Genomic DNA, 17,137 nt, shown 5'->3' on the forward strand with positions numbered 1-17,137 from the left:
GTCCGGCGCCGGTGCCGCCGTCATCCAAAGCAGCCGCCGCCGGGCGGCTCACTCCGAGAAATCACCCGAGGGCGCACCCCAGCCGGCCGCGTCTCCGCCGCGTTCCTCCGCGACCGCCCGCCGCCGGGCGTTTTCCGCGCGTACCCGGTCCACTTCGGACTGGATGTACTCCTCGTCGTAGCGCTGGAACACCCGGGCCGGGTTGCCCGCCACCAGCGTCCGCGGCGGGACGTCCTTGGCCACCACCGAGTTCGGCTGGACCGTTGCGAAGTCGCCGATCGTCACGCCTGCCATGATCACCACCAGGCCGCCGATGAAGCAGCCCTTGCCGATCTTGACCGGCTTGCGCTCGATCAGGTCGCTGCCCGAGTGGTTCTGCAGCGTCATGTTCGCCAGCCAGCTCGAATGCGTGAAGATCAGCGTGTTGAGCCCGATGCTGGTGTGCTCGCCGATCTCCAGGCCGCCGCTGGCGTCCAGCGCCGCGCCCTCGCCGATCCAGCAGTGGTCGCCCACCTTCAGGTTTTCCGGGCTGATGATCTTCACGCGCTCACGCACGCGGCACGTCGGCGGCAGCCCGTAAAAAGCCGCGCGCTCGGCGTCGTTCATGTACTGCGAGACGAGCTCGGTCAGGATCTGCGGACGCAGCCGGTGGCTGCGCTCGTCATCGAAGAACATCGGCTTCCGACACCAGTTTCTCGAACGTGCGGAGGTGGTCCTCCGCCACGACGTCGAGGCCGAAGTTCGACCGCACCAGCTCGCTCTCGCGCTGGGCGATCAGCGCCCGCCGCGACGGGTCGTCGAGCAGCTCGATCACCGTGCGCGCCACGGCGTCCGAGTCGTCCGGGCGCACCAGCAGCACGTTTTCGCCGTTGCGCAGCTCGATGCCGGGGTAGTTGTCCTCGGTGACCGATGCGATCGTCGCCGTGCCGGACAGCATCGCCTCCAGTGACGCCGTCCCGCAGCCGCCGTTGAGGTCGTGCGTGACGATGTCCGCCGCCGCGAAGTACGCCGGGACGTCCTCCTTCGGCACCGCGCCCGTGACGACCAGCGCGTCCGACACCCCGAGCTCGGCGGCCCGCTTGAGGAACGCGTCGTGGTACACACGGCCGACCACGACCACCCGGACACCCGGGTGCTTGTCCAAAATGGACGGCAGGGCCTCGATCAGCGGCAGCCGGTTGCGCAACGGGATGACGTGGCCCAGCGACACGATCAGCGGCGCGTCCCCGATCCCGTGCTCCGCGCGGACGTCCTTCGTCACCGGCTTCGCGAAGTGCCCGGTGTCGACGGCGATCGGGAAGTACTCCGAGTTCGCGTCGCTGGTGCCGTAGCGGTCGACGCAGTAGTCGACGCCCAGCTTGTCGAGGATGACGTACCGCGGCTTCAGGTACGCCAGGATCGGCCGCACGAGCACCGCGTCGAGGAGCCGGAACACCCCGCCGTACAGCTTGTTGTCGCTGATCAGCAGCGTGTGGATCGTCAGCAGCGTAGGGACGCCGTGGCGGCGCGCCCAGATCCCGGCCAGCCACGACAGGTCGAAGAACTGGCCGTGCAGGTGGATCGCGTCCGGCTTGAACTCGTCCAGCAGCTTCCACAGCCGCCGCCAGTTGCCCGGCCGCAGCGACGCGAAACTCATGTCGAAGTCGATCGACAGGCCGACCTGCGGCATCTTCACCGCCGGGAGCCGCACCACGCGGTAGCCGTCGCGCTCCTCCTCGGCCGGGGCGGCGGCGTACGCAGCCGTGACGGCCAGTACTTCGTGCCCGGCCGCGGCGAACTGCGCCGCCAGCGACGCCGCCATGTGTGCGCTGCCGCCCACGCGCGGCGGGAAGAAGTTGTTCACCACCGCGATGCGCATCGCACGTCCTTGGGCAGGCCCCGCGGTGGTGCTCACTCGGTTTCCCTGACCAGATCCCGCATGCCGTCCTCGACGGTGATCCGCGGCTCCCAGCCCAGCACGTCCCGCGCGCGGCTGATGTCGGCGGCCCGCCGCGAGACCAGCACGTCACGCTCGTTGAACAGCGGCTCGACGTCGACGCCGACCGCCTCGATGAGGATCTTGGCCAGTGCCGCGATCGACGTGTCGATGCCGGTGCCGATGTTGATCGGCAGGTTCGCCTTCTCCGACTCCAGCGCCGCGACGACGGCGTGCGCCAGGTCCGTCACGTGCACGAAGTCCATCGACTGGTCGCCGCGGCCGTCGATGATCGGCGGCTGGCCGGCGCGCAGGCGCTGGATGAAGTGGTTGATCACCGACGTGTAGTACGCCTCGATCTTCTGGCCGGGGCCGTACACGTTGAAGAACCGCAGCGCGTTCCACGAAAGGCCCTTGTGGCGCTCGTAGAAGCCGAGCAGGTCCTCGCCGGCGCGCTTGGAGATGCAGTACGGCGTGAGCGGACGCAGCTCGTCGTCCTCGTGCATCGGCAGCCGCTTCGGGTCGCCGTAGACCGACGCGGTCGAGGCGAACACCAGCCGCTCGACGCCTTCGTCCGCGGCCGCGGCGAAGACGTTGTGGTTGCCGATCATGTTGATGTCGATCGACTCGTGCGGGTCGGCGATCGACTTGTTGATCGACACCGTCGCGAAGTGGATGACGTGCGTGCAGCCGCGCATCGCCTCGCGCACGGCGCCGCCGTAGCGGACGTCCTTCTCGACCAGCTCGACCTTGCCGGTCGCGATGAACTCGTTGACGCGCGTGCGGTCGCCGCGGGTCATGTTGTCGAAGATCCGGACCGTGTAGCCACCCTCGAGCAGCAGCGGGATCACGTGCGCGGCGATGAACCCGCCACCCCCGGTGAAGAGCACCTTCTTGTCGGACACCAATTTCTCCTCGGTCGGCGGCTTCAGGACAGGGACTGCACGGCTTCGCGCACGACCTCGGCGACACGGGTCACTTCGGCGTCGGTGAGGTTGGCGTGCATCGGGATGGCGAGCTGACGCGCGAACGCGTCGGCGGAGACGGGCAGCGGGGCCTGCGGCCCGTAGACCGGCTGCAGGTGCGAGGCGTAGGTGCCGAAGTTGCACTGGACGCCCCGCGAGCGGATCCGCAGGGCGAGCGTGTCGCGGCTGATCTCGGGCGCGACCGTGAGCAGGTACGCCTGCCACGGGTGCTCGCGGTCGGGCAGCTCGACCGGCACGGTCAGCGCATCGACGTCGGCAAAAGCCTCGTGGTAGCGCTTAGCGACCGAGCGGCGGGCGGCGAGGAGGTCCGGGAGGCGGTCGAGCTGGACGTTCATGATCGCGGCCTGGACGTCCGAGAGCCGGAAGTTGTAGCCGAGCTCGTGGAACTCCGGGATGGGCAGCGTGTCCGAGCCTTCGCGGCTGATCGCCGGCTCGATGCCGTAGGTGTGCAGCTTGCGGGCGCGGGCGATGAGGTCCTCGCGGTCGGAGACGAGCGCGCCGCCTTCGCCCGCGGTAATGCCCTTGCGGCCGTGGAAGGAGAACGCGGCCAGGTCGGCGAGGCTGCCGGCCGGCCGCGTCTTGTACGTCGCGCCCGCGGCGCAGGCGGCGTCCTCGAAGAGCCAGAGGCCGTGCTCGTCGGCGATCGCGCGGTACTCGTCGAAGTCACCGGGCTGGCCGGCGACGTCGACGGCGAGGATGCCGACGGTCTTCGGCGTGATCAGCGCTTCGACGTGCGCCGGGTCGGCGCTGAAGACGTCCGGGCGGATGTCGGCGAACACCGGCTTCGCGCCCGCCTGCACGACGGCGTGGCCGGTGGCGGGGAACGTGTAGTCGCCGACGATCACCTCGTCGCCCGGCCGCACGCCGAGCACCTTGAGCCCGAGGAAGAGCGCCGAGCCGCAGTTCGCGGTCGTCAGCGCGTGCGCCGTGCCGGTGACCTGGGCGAACCGCTCCTCGAAGCGGCGGCACGCCGGGCCGGCGCCGGCCAGCCAGCCGGACCGGAACACCTCGGCGACGGCGGCGAGCTCCTCTTCGCCCACGGTGGGTTGACCTAGGGCAATGCTCTCGGACGACATACCTCTCCCATTGCGTGGGGACCCGGCGAAGTGTATATACGCGGGCTCAGGTGATTCACAGGACCACGCCGAACCGCCCTCCCGCGTGCCGCTCGCCGCAGGTCGGGGACGTCCTACGCTGGGTCCCATGCGATTCGGGGTGCTGGGGGCCGTCGCCGCGTGGCGCCCGGACGGCACGCAGCCGGCGGTGGGCGGCCCGCGGTCGCGGGCGCTGCTGGCGCTGCTCGCGCTCGAGGCCGGCCGGTTCGTCCCGGCCGAGCGGCTGATCGACGGCGTGTACGGGGAGCACCCGCCCGATGGCGCTGCGAACGCCCTCCAGTCCCAGGTGTCGCGGCTGCGGACGGCGCTGAAGGACCTCGCGCCGGTCGAGTTCACCGCGGCCGGGTACCGGCTGGCCGTCGCACCGGACGAAGTGGACGTCCACTGCTTCGAACGCCTCCTGCGCGAAGGCCGCGCGCTGCTGAAGAACGGCGAGCACGCGCGGGCCGCGGCACTGCTGGGTGACGCGCTGGCGTTGTGGCGCGGGCCCGCGTTCACCGACCTGGCCGACGCGCCCTTTGCCGCCGCGCAGGCGACACGCCTCGAAGAGCTGCGCGCGGACGCGGTCGACGACCACGTCGAGGCCCGCCTGGCGCTCGGCCAGGCCGAAGACGTCCTCGCCGGCCTGCGGGAGACCGTCGCCGGGCAGCCGCTGCGGGAACGGCCGCGCGCGCAGCTGGTCCGGGCGCTGGCCGCCGCCGGCCGCCCGGCCGACGCGCTCGCCGTCTTCGAGGACGCCCGCCGCACGCTGGCCGACGAGCTGGGCGCGGACCCCGGTCCCGAACTCGCCGAGGCCCACCTGGCGGTGCTTCGCGGTGAAACCGGGAAGCCGGTGCTGCCGGCGTTGCCCGCGCAGCTGACCAGCTTCGTCGGCCGCGACGAGGAGCTGCGGCAGGTGACGGAGCTGCTGGCCCGCGCCCGGCTCGTGACGCTGACCGGCCCCGGCGGCGCCGGCAAGACGCGGCTGGCGGTCGAGGTCGCCGCGGCCCAGGCCGGCCCGGTCGCGTTCGTCGAGCTCGCCCCGCACGGCGGCGCCGACGTCGCCGGCGCGGTGCTGGCCGCGCTCGGCCTGCGGGAGAGCGCGCGCGGCGGCCCGCAGGACCCCGTCGAGCGGCTCGTGCCGGCGTTGCGCGACCGCCCGGTGCTGCTGGTGCTCGACAACTGCGAGCACGTCGTCGACGTGGCGTCCCGGCTGGCCGCGCGCCTGCTCGCCGCGTGCCCGGGGCTGCGGGTGCTGGCCACCAGCCGCGAGCCGCTCGGCATCACCGGCGAGCAGCTGGCGCCGGTGCCGCGGCTGGCCGTCCCGCCGCCCGGGACGTCCGCCGCGCGGGCCCGGGAGTTCGCGGCCGTCCGGTTGTTCGCCGACCGCGCGGCCGCGAGCGATCCCGCGTTCGCGCTCGACGAGTCGACGATCGGCGACGTCCAGCACGTCTGCGCGGCCCTCGACGGCCTGCCGCTGGCCCTGGAGCTGGCCGCGGCCCGCGTCCGGACCCTCGACCTCGGCGAGATCGCGGCCCGGCTCGACGACCGGTTCCGGCTGCTGGCCCGCGGCAGCCGGACGGCCGAAGCCCGGCACCGCTCGCTGCGCGGTGTCGTCGAGTGGAGCTGGGACCTGCTGACCGGCGAGGAGAAGGAACTCGCGCGGCGCCTGACGGTGTTCCCCGGCGGCGCGACCGCCGCGGCCGCCGCCGAGGTCTGCGGCGCGGACGTCGACCTGCTGCCGGAACTGGCCGACAAGTCGCTGGCCGAAGCCGTCGGCGGCCGGTTCCGGATGCTGGAGACGATCCGCGCGTTCGGCGCCGAAAAGCTCGCCGAAGCGGGTGAGGCGGAGACGTACCACCGCGCACACGCGGAGTACTTCCTGCGGTTCGCCGCGGAAGCGGACCCGATGCTGCGGACCGCGGACCAGCTGGCCTGGCTGGCGCGGATCGACGCCGACTACGACAACATCCTGGCCGCGTTGCGCTGGTCGACCGAGCACGACGTCGTGCTGGCGCTGCGGCTGGTGCCGCTGCTGGCGATGTACTGGTGGATGCGCGGACGGCGGTTCGAGGGCGCCGGGCTCTCGCTGGCCGTCGTTTCGCGGTGCTCGCCCGAGGTGCGCGAAGAGCACGCCGAGGACTTCCTGGTCTGCGTGCTCGGCGCGCTGGCCGGGCCGCCGCACGAATCGCTGGAGCAGTACCGGCCCCTGATCCGGCGCTACGCGACGGACGGTTCGTGGGCGCCACGGCACCCGATGCTGGTGATGCTGCTGGGCGTGGTGACCGGTCCGCCGGGCGACGACGCGGAGCTCCTCATCCGCGGCGAGGGCTTGCTGGCCAGCGGCGACGCTTGGAGCTGGGCGCTGCTGCCGATGGGCATGGGCCTGCGGTCGATGATGTCGGGTGACCTGGCCGGCGCCGAGGAAGGACTTCGCGAGGGCGCGGCGCAGTTCCGCGCGCTGGGCGAGCGGTGGGGCCTGTCGATGGCGCTGGACCACCTGTCGCAGCTGCTGACCTGGCGGGGCGAGTACGCGGCCGCGTTGCCGCTGATGGACGAGGCGCTCGGCCTGATGCACGAGATCGGCGCGACCGACGACGTGGCCGACCTGATCTGCCGCCGCGCGTGGGCCCACCTGCTCTCCGGCGACCACGCCCGGGCCCGCGCGGACTACGAGCTGGCCGCGGCCACGGCCCGCCGCTCCGGCATGCCGGAATCCCGCGCGGCGGCGTACGTCGGCTCGGCGAACCTCGCCCGCCTGTCCGGCGACCTGGCCACGGCCCGCGAGCTGTGCGAGCGCGCGCTGGCGGAGTGCGCGGGCGGTTCGTTCGCGGCGGAGTCGGTGCGGGCGACGGCGTTGATTTCGCTCGGCCGGCTGGCGTTGGCGGAAGGGCGGGCGCCGGAGGCGGCCGGGCTGCACCGGTCCGCGCTGCTGCTCGGACGGCAGTGGCACGCGGGCGACGTGGTGGCGTCCGCGCTGGAAGGGTTGGCAGGTGTGGCCGCACCCGGGCAGGCTGCGGTGCTGCTGGGCGCGGCCGCGGCGGTCCGGGGCACGGCCATCAGCGGCGATCCGGACGTCACGGCCGTCCGGGGCCGGCTGGTGGAGTCGCTCGGGGTCGCCGGGTTCGAGCGGGCCTACCGGACCGGGCTGGAGATGAGTGCGCAGAAGGCACTGGAGCACTCGATCGAGGGAGAGGTGTCGCCGAGTTCGGACAGGTAGGCCGGGACCGAGGGCCGGAACGCGACCCGTCCGCCGAGCTCACGGGCCTGTTCGCGGCGATTCCCGCAGATCAGCCCCCGCACCGCCGGCTTGCCCGCTCGCGTAGCCTGATCGACCGTGCGCAACGTCGTAGTCGTCGGGGGCGGGATCGTCGGTCTGGCCGTGGCCTGGGAGCTGACCAGGCGCGGGCTGGACGTCACCGTCCTGGAAAAAGAGTCCCGGTGGGCGGCACACCAGACCGGGCACAACTCGAACGTCGTCCACGCCGGCCTGTACTACAAGCCCGGCTCCTTCAAGGCGCGGATGTCCGTCGCCGGGAACCGGTCCATCGTGGACTTCGCGCGCCAGTACGGCGTGCCCGTCGAGGTCTGCGGGAAGCTCGTCGTCGCGACCGACGAGCGTGAGATCCCCGCGCTGAACACCCTCGCCGAACGCGCCGAGGCCAACGGCGTCCCGGCCAAGCAGATCTCGCCGGCCGAAGCGCGCGAGTTCGAGCCCGAGGTCGCCTGCGTCGCCGCCCTGCGCGTCGAATCCACCGGGATCATCGACTTCCCGGCCGTCTGCCACGCGCTCGTCCGCCTGCTCGACGAAACCGGCGTCGACCTCCGGCTCGGCTCCCCGGTCCGCGCCATCCGGGCCGGGAGCAACGGCGGGGTCGAGGTCGCCACCGGCGACGACGTCGTCCAGGCCGACGCGCTGGTGAACTGCGCCGGCCTCCACTCCGACCGCGTCGCGCGGCTGGCCGGCCTGACGCCGTCGGCGAAGATCGTGCCGTTCCGCGGTGAGTACTACGAGCTCAAGCCGGAACGGCGGCACCTGGTCAAGGGCCTGATCTACCCGGTGCCGGACCCGACGCTGCCGTTCCTCGGCGTGCACTTGACGCGCATGCTCGACGGCAGCGTGCACGCCGGCCCGAACGCCGTGCTGGCGCTGCGCCGCGAGGGCTACCGCTGGCGCGACTTCTCGGCGAAGGACGTCGCCGAGGTCGCGGCCTTCCCCGGCGCCTGGCGGCTCGCGCGCAAGTACGCGTTCCCGACCGGGCTCGACGAGGTCCGCCGCTCGTTCTCGAAGAAGCGCTTCGCGGCGAGCCTGGCGCGGCTCGTCCCGGCCGTCACCGAAGACGACATCGTCCGCCACGGTTCCGGCGTGCGCGCCCAGGCGATGCGCCGCGACGGCTCGCTCGTCGACGACTTCCTCATCGAGACCGCACGCGACCAGGTGCACGTCCTGAACGCACCGTCACCGGCCGCGACGAGCGCGCTGGAGATCGCGCGCCACATCGCCGACCAGGTCGCCAAGGACTAGCCCGGCAGGTTCGCCGTCACCAGCGGCAGACCCTGCTTCACGACGTCGCACGTCTTCGTGTCGTCGCCGATGAAGCCGCTGACCACCTGCACCGACGACGTGTCCGTGATCGCCAGGGTCGCGCCGCAGGTGACCCGCAGGCCGCCCATGTTCGGGAACAGGCCCCACTTCCGGCCGCCGACGTCGACGGTTTCCGCCGGGGTGACGCTCTTGGCGCCCGGCCACTCGCCGACCGGCGTGCTGGGGCCGAGCCAGACCTCGAACGCCTTCTGGCCGCCGTCGCCGTCGGTGTCGTCCCACAGGCAGAAGGACGCGTTCGGCACCGTGGACGAGGTGTCCTTCTCGCCGTTCGGCGAGATGTTCTTCAGCTGGGCCACCTGGTCGGGCTTCAGCATCGTGCACGGGTCGACCGACAGCAGCGGGCCGCCCGGCTCCGGCTTCGCCGACGTCGACGGCGTGAGCGGCGGGGCGTCCTGCCCGCCCGGCAGGTGGGCCGCGACCTGCGGGATCGCCGTCTTCGCCAGCTCGCACGACCGATCGAGCTTGCCGCCCGAGACGCTCACGTAGGCGAACGACTTGGTGCCGAGCAGGGTGTAGAACACGCAGTCGTCGGGCAGGATCGAGGCGTACTGCGTCCAGCTCAGCCCGCCGAGCTGCTGCGGCTGCGACTTCTTGAGCGCGCCGGAGATGTACTCGTTGAAGTCCAGGTCCGAAGCGACGCCGACGTTCAGGATGGCCGACGGCTCGACGTCGTCCTTCGAGTTCCACAGGCACATCGGCGGCTGCAGCCGCTCCTTGTTCTCCGGCACCGAGCGGCCCGGCGACCGGTAGCCGAGTGCGTCGACCTGAGCTTCGTCGAGCAGCGTGCAGGCGTCGACGGCCGTGACGACCGGGCCCTGGCCGGGCACCGGCGACGCCGAGCCGCCGACGGTCGCCGTGCAGCCGGTCACCACGGTCACGGCCGCCAGCGCCGCCACGGCCTGCCACTTGATGCGCATGAGTCCTCCCGTTCGGCCCGGACTGTACTGGGACGAACGGAGCAGCTCCGCGGATCCGCCCGGTTCAGCGGGGTGTCAGGACTTCCTTGCCGCCGACGAACGGGCGCAGCGCCTCGGGCACGCGGACCGAGCCGTCCTCCTGCTGGTGGTTCTCGACGATCGCGACGATCCAGCGGGTGGTGGCCAGGGTGCCGTTGAGCGTCGCGGCGATCTGCGGCTTGCCGTTCTCGTCGCGGTAGCGGACCGAAAGGCGGCGGGCCTGGAACGTCGTGCAGTTGGACGTCGAGGTCAGCTCGCGGTAGGTCTCCTGGGTCGGGATCCAGGCCTCGCAGTCGAACTTGCGGTGCGCGGACGTGCCGAGGTCGCCGGTCGCGGTGTCGATGACCCGGTAGGGCACCTCGATCTTCGCGAGCATCTGCTCTTCCCAGCCCAGCAGCCGCTCGTGCTCCGCCTCGGCGTCGGCCGGCTTGGCGTAGACGAACATCTCGACCTTGTCGAACTGGTGGACGCGGATGATGCCGCGGGTGTCCTTGCCGTACGAGCCGGCCTCGCGGCGGTAGCAGGACGACCAGCCCGCGTAGCGCTTGGCGTCGGCGAGGTCGAGGATCTCGTCGGAGTGGAAGCCGGCCAGCGGCACCTCCGACGTCCCGACGAGGTAGAGGTCGTCGTCCTCGAGGTGGTAGATCTCGCTCGAGTGCTGCCCGAGGAAGCCGGTGCCGGCCATGATCTCCGGGCGCACCAGCGACGGCGTGATCATCGGCGTGAAGCCGTTTTCGAGCGCTTGGGCGATGGCCATGTTGAGCAGGCCGAGCTGCAGCTGCGCGCCGACGCCGGTGAGGAAGTAGAACCGCGAGCCCGACACCTTCGCGCCGCGTTCCATGTCGACGCCGCCGAGGCCTTCGAGCAGCTCGAGGTGGTCCTTCGGGGTGAAGCCGAACTTCGTCGGCTCGCCGACGTGCTTGAGCACGGCGAAGTCGTCTTCGCCGCCGACCGGCGCGCTCGGGTGCACGAGGTTCGGCACGGTCCGGAAGAGCTGGTCGAACTCCTCCGACGCGGTGTTCTGCTCCACCTCGGCCGCCTTGACCTGCGCGGCGAGGTCCTTGGCCGTGGCCAGGAGCTGCTGCTTCTCCTCCGGCGGCGCCTTCGGGATCTGCTTGCCCAGTAGCTTCTGCTCGTTGCGCAGCTTGTCCGCGGCCGCGATGGAAGACCGGCGGCGGGTGTCGAGGGAAAGCAGCTTGTCGACCACTCCCTCGTCTTCGCCACGGGCGCGCTGCGACGCGCGCACGGCTTCCGGGTCATCGCGCAGAGTCCTGGGGTCAATCACGGGTCAGAGGGTAGTCCGTACAGACTGTGCGTCCCTACTGGGTTATCCCGACAGTCTGATCGTTGAAGCGCTGTTCACGGCGTCCCCATACTCCAGGGAACCACGGAGGAGGCGCCCCCGATGACCGATGAGCTGCTCGCCCGGCACCGCGCTGTCATGCCGTCCTGGATGTCACTGCTCTACGAGGAGCCGATCGAGATCGTGCACGCGCACGACCGGCGGATGACCGATTCCCAGGGGCGCACGTACCTCGACTTCTTCGCCGGCGTGCTGACGAACTCCATGGGCTACGACGTCGCCGAGATCGGCGACGCGGTCCGCAAGCAGCTCGACACCGGCATCCTGCACACCTCGACGCTGTACCTGATCCGGTCCCAGGTCGAGCTGGCCGAGCGGATCGCGAAGCTGTCGAACATCCCGGACGCCAAGGTGTTCTTCACCAACTCCGGCAGCGAGGCCAACGACACCGCGCTGATGCTGGCAACGCAGTACCGCCGCAGCAACCAGGTGCTGGCCATGCGCAACAGCTACCACGGGCGCTCGTTCGGCACCGTGGCGATCACCGGCAACCGCGGCTGGTCGGCCTCGGCGCTCAGCCCGGTCAAGGTCAGCTACGTCCACGGCGGCTACCGCTACCGCAGCCCGTTCCGGGACCTTTCCGATGCGGCGTACATCGACGCGTGCGTCGCGGATCTGGTCGACGTGCTGGACACGGCGACGGCCGGTGACGTGGCCTGCCTGATCGCGGAGCCGATCCAGGGCGTTGGCGGGTTCAGCCTGCCGCCCGACGGGCTGTTCCGGGCGATGAAGGAGGTGCTGGACTCCTACGGCGTGCTGTTCGTCTCGGACGAGGTCCAGACCGGCTGGGGTCGCACCGGCGAGCACTTCTGGGGCATCGAGGCGCACGGCGTGACGCCGGACATGATGACGTTCGCGAAGGGGCTCGGGAACGGCCTGGCGGTCGGTGGCGTGGTGGCCCGCGGGGACGTCCTGGACTGCTTCCAGGCGCAGTCGTTCTCGACGTTCGGCGGCAACCCGGTGTCGATGGCCGGGGCGACGGCGGTGCTGGACTACATCGCCGACCACGACCTGCAGGCCAACTGCGCGGCCCGTGGCGCGCAGCTGCTGTCCGGCCTTCGGGCCGCGGGGTCGCCGCTGGTGGCGGAGGTGCGCGGCAAGGGGCTGATGATCGGGGTGGAGCTGATCAAGCCGGGCACGACGGAACCGAACGTCCCGGCGGCGGCGCGGATGCTGGAGGAGACGAAGAAGCGCGGGCTGCTGATCGGCAAGGGCGGCCTGCACGGGAACGTGCTGCGGCTCGGACCGCCGATGACGCTGACGGCGGACGAAGCCCAGGAGGGCCTGGACATCCTCGTGGACTCGCTCGCGGCCACGCACGCGGCGCTGACCTGAGCGAGCCCACGACGGCGTCGGTCTAGAGGTCGATGACGATCTTGCCCTGCACGTGCCGCCCGGCCTGGCGTTCGGCCGCGCTCCGGATCTGCTCGAGCGGGTAGCTCGCCGCGATCGGCACCCGGAGCCGGTCCGCCGCGACCAGGCGCGCGAGCTCGTCCAGCGCGCCGGGCGCGGCGTTCGCGCCGTTGGCCCCGGGCACCCCGTCGACCAGCGCGGCGATGGTGCAGATGCGGTCGTCGGGGACACCGAGTTCCCGTGCGGCCTGCACCGTCTCCGTCCCGTGCAGGTCGAGGGCGGCGGTGACGCCGCCGGGAGCCAGCGCCCGGACCCGGTCGGCCAGGCCGTCGCCGTAGGCGACCGGCTCGGCGCCGAGTTCGCGCAGGAAGTCGGCCGAGCCCGCCGACCCCGTCCCGAGCACGCGCGCGCCCGCGAGCCGGGCCAGCTGGACGGCGAACACGCCGACCCCGCCGCCCGCGCCGCCGATCAGCACGGTGTCGTCCGGGCCGGGGTCCAGCACGGCGAGGGCGGCCGACGCCGTGCGGCCGCCGATCGAAAGCGTGGCGGCCGTGCGGTCGTCGACGCCGTCGGGGGTGCGGTGGACTTCGTTCGCCGCGATCTCCCCGGCCGCGTCGACCACCACGAAGTCGGCGACCGCGCGGGACAGGGCGCCGCCGAACACCCGGTCGCCCGCGGACAAGCCGGTCACCCCCGCGCCGACCTCGTCGACCACGCCCGCGAAGTCGGTCCCGAACCCGGCCGGGAGGCTCAGGCCGAACCGGGCGGCGGTGTCCGCGTCGGCCGTCATGATCCAGTCCATCGGGTTGAGGCCGGCCGCGGTGACCCGCACCCGGACCTGTCCCGGGCCCGCCTCCGGCACGGGAACCTCCCGGACGGCCAGGACTTCGGGACCGCCGAACGACGCCAGCCGGACCGCCCTGCTCATACCTGTCTCCTCGACCTCGGCAACGCAGCGAAACGGACTATGCTCCGTTTCCATGGACGACCGTAGCACAACCGGAGCGTGATCCGTTTTGACTGAGCTGGAGGGGCGCGCGCCGCGGGCGGACGCGGCCCGCAACCGCGGCCAGCTGCTCGCCGTGGCGACTCGCGTGTTCGTGTCGGCGGACGCCGAGCCGTCGATGCGGGCGATCGCCCGTGAAGCCGGGGTCGGCATCGCCACGCTGTACCGGCACTTCCCGACCCGCGAGGCGCTGGTCGACGCGGTCTACCGGGACCAGGTCGGCCGGCTGACGGCCGGCGCCCGCGAGCTGCTCGGCCGGCTGGCGCCGGCGGCGGCGATGCGGCACTGGATGGACTTGTTCGGCGACTGGATCGCGACCAAGAACGGCATGCTCGACACGCTGCTCGCGATGATCGAGGCGGGCGAGATCGCCCACGGCCAGACCCGGGCCGAGCTGCTGGCGGCCATCACCACGATCCTCGACGCCGGCGCCGCGGCGGGCGACCTCCGCGGCGACGTCACCGCCGAAGACATCGCCGCCGCCCTCATCGGCATCTTCACCGTGGCGCCCCCGCCCGAACAGGCCGCCAAGGCCGGCCGCCTGCTGAACCTGCTGATGGACGGGCTCCGGCCGGCCTGAGCCCGCGGCTCAGCCCCGGACGAACCGCACCACGTGCCCGGCCAGTTCCTCGCCCGCGTCCTCCTGCAGGAAGTGGCCCGCTCGCGCGATCACCGGGTGGTCCGGACCCTGCGCGCCGCGCATGGCCCGGCGGAGCACCGGGGCCATCCCGCCCGTGATCGGGTCGCTGTCGGAGAACGCCACCAGGAACGGGATGTCCAGCTCGGTCAGCGTCTGCCACGCCTCGCGGTTGGCCGCGGACGCCGGGTCGTCCGGCCGGTAGGGCACCAGCGACGGCATCGCCCGCGGTCCCGCCTTGTACGACTCGTCCGGGAACGGCGCGTCGTACGCCGCCCGGACCGCGTCCGGCAGCCGGGAACGGCAGCCCGACTGCACGAACCGCCCGACGTCCAGCACCGGCGCCTTTGCGACGGCCGAGCGGAAGGCGTGCCACTGCGGCGGCATGTCGACGTCGCCGGTGGGGAGGCCGGTGTTGGCCGCGACCACCCGCGCGAACCGCGCCGGGTTCTCCGCCACCAGCCGCAGCCCGATCAGACCGCCCCAGTCCTGCCCGACCAGCGTCACTTCGCGCAGGTCCAGCGCGTCGAAGGCGAACTCGCGCATCCACTCCACGTGCCGGGCGTAGCTGTGGTCGGCCACGTCGGCCGGCTTGTCGGACCGCCCGAACCCGACCAGGTCCGGCGCGATCGCGCGCAGGCCCGCCGACGCCAGCACCGGCAGCACCTTGCGGTACAGGAACGACCAGCTCGGCTCGCCGTGCAGCAGGAGCACGACCGGGCCGTCCGCCGGGCCCGCCTCGACGTACCCCACTCTGAAGCGGCCGCCGTCCGGGTCCGCCAGCTCGGCGTAACGCGGCTCGTAGGGGAAGTCGGGCAGGTCGGTGAACCGGTCGTCCGGTGTCCTCAGCAGGCGCACGACCCCACGTTAGGAGATGCCGACCGCCACCACGAGGCCCAGGCCGATGTGCGCCGCCGCCACCACGATGCTCACCGGGGCGAACTTCTCGCTCTCGATCGTCGAGGCCACGTCGATGCGGGTCGCCCACTCCAGCAGTCGGATCCCGATCACCTGGACGGCGATCCCGAGCAGGCCGTAGACCAGCGACGTGATCAGGCCCTCGGTCAGGTCGCTCGCCGAGTTGAAGATCGCCACGACGACGATGAACGACATCGCGAGGAGCCCGGACGCCGTCACGATCACCGCGTTCGGCAGGCCCCGCGTCACCAGCTTCGACAGCTTGCCCGGCGTGGTCCAGTCGATCGCCCAGAAGCCGGCGAACATCAGCAGCAGGCCGATGACGCCGTACAGCAGGATCGCGCCGATCCCCCGCACGAGGTCGGAGCCGAACGTGTCGGACAGCGCAAGGGTCGAGGTCACGAGTTTCTCCCAGGTGGAAAGAGCTGATCAGCGACGGTGTTCTATCACGCTTCGGGGATGCGATGTGGGACGAATGCGGCACCGTCGTCGGTCACCAAGCCGCCGGTCTCGCGGATGCCCAGGCCCGCGGAGCTGTCGCCGACGATCCACGCGCCCAGCGCCGGCCGGTAGCCGTCGAACTCGGGCAGCGGGTCGAACGCCTGGTAGACGAACCCTTCCGCGCCGTAGACGCCGTCGGTCTGGGTCTCGTAGCCGGTCGCGACGATCTGGACGTTCGCGCCCTCGCGGCCCAGCTTCGGCTTGCGGACGTACTCGGTGAGGATGCCCGGGTCGTCGGCGAACGCGGGCAGCAGGTTCGGGTGGCCCGGGTAGTTCTCCCACAGGATCGCCAGCAGCGTCTTGTTGGAGAGGATCATCTTCCAGAGCGGCTCGATCCACAGCGTCCGCGGCAGCGACTCGACGGCGTGGCGGCCGAACTCCTCGTCGACCACCCACTCCCACGGGTACAGCTTCAGCACGGTCGCCATCTGCGCCTCTTCGAGGTCGACGAACCGCTTGAGCACCGGGTCCCAGCCGATCTCCTCGATCGCCAGGCCCACCGTGTCGAGCCCGGCCTCGGCCGCCGTCTCCTGCAGGTACGCCGTCGTGACGTTGTCCTCGCCGGACGGGTCGGCCGCCGACCAGGTGAAGTGCAGTTCGTTGGACGGCAGCTTGTCCCGCAGCAGCGACCACCGCTCGACCAGCTTCTCGTGGATGGAGTTCCACTGGTCGTCGTCCGGGAAGACGTCGGTCTTCCAGTGCCACTGCAGCAGCGACGCCTCCAGCAGCGTGGTGGGCGTGTCCGCGTTGTACTCCAGCAGCTTGGCCGGCGACTTGCCGTCGTAGCGCAGGTCGAACCGGCCGTAGACGTGCGGGTCCTGCCGCTTCCACGACTCGGCGATGTGCGGCCAGACCCACTCGGGGATGCCGAACCGCTGGTAGCCCTCGGTGGTCACGACGTTGTCGACGGCCTCCAGGCACATGGAGTGCAGCAGTTCGACGTCCGCCTCGAGCGAGAGGACCTCGTCCATGTCGAAGACGTAGTGCACGGACTCGTCCCAGTAGGGCCGCATCCGCCCGCCGGCGTCGCGGGCCGGCGTGCCGTAGACGAGCCCCTGCTCTTCGACGATCCGCTGCCAGTCGCGCCGCGGCTCACGCCGGTCCCGGTACACCTACGATCCCCCGCTCTTGCCGCTGCCGCCGGTGCCCCCGGTGCTGCCGCTCTTGCCGCTGATGCCGAAGCCGCCGCGCTGGACGGACTTGCCGGACTTCGTGTTGACGCTGGTCCGCGAGGAGGGCGCGTCGTACGAACCGCCGCTCACCCGCTGCCCGATGACCCCGGTACCGCCGTAGTTGTAGCGGTAGCTGTTGTAGCCGCCGCCCGGGATCGGCAGGAACAGGAAGCCACCGCTGTGGTACCCGCCGTGGCTGCTGACGTACGTGTCGTCGCAGTAGTCGTCGTTCTGGACGACACCGTTCGAGTCGGTGCAGACGGCGGTGACCGAGCCCTCCGGCCTGGCGACCGTGTAGAACGTCGCGACCAGGCCGACGAGCCCGACCGTGACGCCGCTGCCGATCAGGATCTTGCGCCGGGTCGCCGCCTTGGCGTCGGCCTGACGGGCGAGCTCTTCGTCCCGTTCCTCCTGCACGAGCGCCTGCTGACGCGCGCGCTGCTCCGCGACCGAGGGCTGCTTGGGACGGGTGTTCGAGTCCTGAAATCTCATGGAGCCGCGCTTCGGCGGCTCGGGGGGCGGCTGGTCCCCAGTGTTGCTGTCCTGCGTCATGTGCGCTCCGTAATCACCGGCCACCACGAAACCGTGACCCACCCTAACCACCCTAGGTCGCGCACGTCATGCGCGGCG

General features: G+C 71.8%; 15 protein-coding genes. 4 read left to right on the forward strand and 11 right to left on the reverse strand.

Annotation, left to right across the window (positions count from 1 at the left end):
- Positions 1 to 48 precede the first annotated feature (48 nt).
- The 4 genes from ACLJPY_RS07535 to ACLJPY_RS07550 are packed head-to-tail and all read right to left on the reverse strand — an operon-like array spanning position 49 to position 3,977.
- Positions 49 to 675, reverse strand: a complete 627-nt coding sequence (locus tag ACLJPY_RS07535; protein WP_410587286.1) for an acyltransferase — start codon at positions 673 to 675, stop codon at positions 49 to 51.
- Positions 662 to 1,858, reverse strand: coding sequence for a glycosyltransferase family 4 protein (locus ACLJPY_RS07540; protein WP_410587287.1), 1,197 nt, complete (start codon positions 1,856 to 1,858; stop codon positions 662 to 664). The genes ACLJPY_RS07535 and ACLJPY_RS07540 overlap by 14 nt, the downstream gene beginning before the upstream one ends.
- A 32-nt stretch (positions 1,859 to 1,890) precedes the next feature.
- A complete protein-coding gene (locus tag ACLJPY_RS07545) occupies positions 1,891 to 2,820 on the reverse strand; it encodes an NAD-dependent epimerase/dehydratase family protein (protein WP_410587288.1) in 930 nt (309 codons plus the stop codon).
- Between the two features lie 23 nt (positions 2,821 to 2,843).
- Positions 2,844 to 3,977 (reverse strand): DegT/DnrJ/EryC1/StrS family aminotransferase, encoded by a 1,134-nt coding sequence (locus tag ACLJPY_RS07550; RefSeq protein WP_410587289.1) that lies wholly within the window; start codon positions 3,975 to 3,977, stop codon positions 2,844 to 2,846.
- Between the two features lie 127 nt (positions 3,978 to 4,104).
- Between ACLJPY_RS07550 and ACLJPY_RS07555 the strand changes: the two genes are divergently transcribed.
- Together ACLJPY_RS07555 and lhgO are read left to right on the forward strand one after the other, a co-directional pair.
- Positions 4,105 to 7,215, forward strand: coding sequence for a BTAD domain-containing putative transcriptional regulator (locus ACLJPY_RS07555; RefSeq protein ID WP_410587290.1), 3,111 nt, complete (start codon positions 4,105 to 4,107; stop codon positions 7,213 to 7,215).
- A 117-nt stretch (positions 7,216 to 7,332) separates the two neighbouring features.
- Positions 7,333 to 8,520, forward strand: a complete 1,188-nt coding sequence (lhgO, locus tag ACLJPY_RS07560) for an L-2-hydroxyglutarate oxidase (RefSeq protein WP_410587291.1) — start codon at positions 7,333 to 7,335, stop codon at positions 8,518 to 8,520.
- Here lhgO and ACLJPY_RS07565 read toward each other — a convergent pair.
- Both ACLJPY_RS07565 and serS read right to left on the reverse strand, forming a co-directional pair.
- Positions 8,517 to 9,518, reverse strand: coding sequence for a DUF3558 family protein (locus tag ACLJPY_RS07565; RefSeq protein ID WP_410587292.1), 1,002 nt, complete (start codon positions 9,516 to 9,518; stop codon positions 8,517 to 8,519). The genes lhgO and ACLJPY_RS07565 overlap by 4 nt on opposite strands.
- Positions 9,519 to 9,582: 64 nt before the next feature.
- Complete coding sequence (gene serS, locus ACLJPY_RS07570; protein ID WP_410587293.1) at positions 9,583 to 10,842, reverse strand: serine--tRNA ligase; 1,260 nt, start codon at positions 10,840 to 10,842, stop codon at positions 9,583 to 9,585.
- A gap of 120 nt (positions 10,843 to 10,962) precedes the next feature.
- Between serS and ACLJPY_RS07575 the strand changes: the two genes are divergently transcribed.
- Complete coding sequence (locus ACLJPY_RS07575) at positions 10,963 to 12,255, forward strand: aspartate aminotransferase family protein (protein ID WP_410587294.1); 1,293 nt, start codon at positions 10,963 to 10,965, stop codon at positions 12,253 to 12,255.
- A 22-nt stretch (positions 12,256 to 12,277) separates the two neighbouring features.
- Here the strand turns inward: ACLJPY_RS07575 and ACLJPY_RS07580 are convergent, their stop codons facing one another.
- On the reverse strand, positions 12,278 to 13,201 hold the full coding sequence (locus tag ACLJPY_RS07580) for an NADP-dependent oxidoreductase (RefSeq protein ID WP_410587295.1): 924 nt from the start codon (positions 13,199 to 13,201) through the stop codon (positions 12,278 to 12,280).
- An 88-nt stretch (positions 13,202 to 13,289) separates the two neighbouring features.
- On the opposite strand from ACLJPY_RS07580, the gene ACLJPY_RS07585 reads away from it, so the two are divergent.
- Positions 13,290 to 13,859, forward strand: a complete 570-nt coding sequence (locus tag ACLJPY_RS07585; RefSeq protein ID WP_410587296.1) for a TetR/AcrR family transcriptional regulator — start codon at positions 13,290 to 13,292, stop codon at positions 13,857 to 13,859.
- 9 nt (positions 13,860 to 13,868) lie between these two features.
- Here the strand turns inward: ACLJPY_RS07585 and ACLJPY_RS07590 are convergent, their stop codons facing one another.
- From ACLJPY_RS07590 to ACLJPY_RS07605, 4 genes are read right to left on the reverse strand one after another with little or no spacing between them, the layout of a single operon-like run.
- Positions 13,869 to 14,774, reverse strand: coding sequence for a haloalkane dehalogenase (locus ACLJPY_RS07590; RefSeq protein WP_410587297.1), 906 nt, complete (start codon positions 14,772 to 14,774; stop codon positions 13,869 to 13,871).
- 9 nt (positions 14,775 to 14,783) lie between these two features.
- Positions 14,784 to 15,236, reverse strand: coding sequence for a DUF350 domain-containing protein (locus ACLJPY_RS07595; RefSeq protein WP_410587298.1), 453 nt, complete (start codon positions 15,234 to 15,236; stop codon positions 14,784 to 14,786).
- 44 nt (positions 15,237 to 15,280) lie between these two features.
- Positions 15,281 to 16,447 (reverse strand): glutathionylspermidine synthase family protein, encoded by a 1,167-nt coding sequence (locus ACLJPY_RS07600; protein ID WP_410587299.1) that lies wholly within the window; start codon positions 16,445 to 16,447, stop codon positions 15,281 to 15,283.
- Entirely contained in the window at positions 16,448 to 16,999 is a 552-nt protein-coding gene (locus ACLJPY_RS07605) for a hypothetical protein (protein WP_410587300.1), read from the reverse strand.
- Positions 17,000 to 17,137 lie beyond the last annotated feature (138 nt).

It is taken from the genome of Amycolatopsis sp. lyj-23 (assembly GCF_046549135.1).
In the GTDB taxonomy this organism is placed as follows: domain Bacteria; phylum Actinomycetota; class Actinomycetes; order Mycobacteriales; family Pseudonocardiaceae; genus Amycolatopsis.

What these genes read in the sequence shown, in the direction of transcription:
- ACLJPY_RS07535 (WP_410587286.1), bottom strand. Translation starts at nt 675, where the DNA reads ATGTTCTTCGATGACGAGCGCAGCCACCGGCTGCGTCCGCAGATCCTG.
- ACLJPY_RS07540 (WP_410587287.1), bottom strand. Translation starts at nt 1,858, where the DNA reads ATGCGCATCGCGGTGGTGAACAACTTCTTCCCGCCGCGCGTGGGCGGC.
- ACLJPY_RS07550 (WP_410587289.1), bottom strand. Translation starts at nt 3,977, where the DNA reads ATGTCGTCCGAGAGCATTGCCCTAGGTCAACCCACCGTGGGCGAAGAG.
- ACLJPY_RS07555 (WP_410587290.1), top strand. Translation starts at nt 4,105, where the DNA reads ATGCGATTCGGGGTGCTGGGGGCCGTCGCCGCGTGGCGCCCGGACGGC.
- ACLJPY_RS07565 (WP_410587292.1), bottom strand. Translation starts at nt 9,518, where the DNA reads ATGCGCATCAAGTGGCAGGCCGTGGCGGCGCTGGCGGCCGTGACCGTG.
- ACLJPY_RS07575 (WP_410587294.1), top strand. Translation starts at nt 10,963, where the DNA reads ATGACCGATGAGCTGCTCGCCCGGCACCGCGCTGTCATGCCGTCCTGG.
- ACLJPY_RS07580 (WP_410587295.1), bottom strand. Translation starts at nt 13,201, where the DNA reads ATGAGCAGGGCGGTCCGGCTGGCGTCGTTCGGCGGTCCCGAAGTCCTG.
- ACLJPY_RS07605 (WP_410587300.1), bottom strand. Translation starts at nt 16,999, where the DNA reads ATGAGATTTCAGGACTCGAACACCCGTCCCAAGCAGCCCTCGGTCGCG.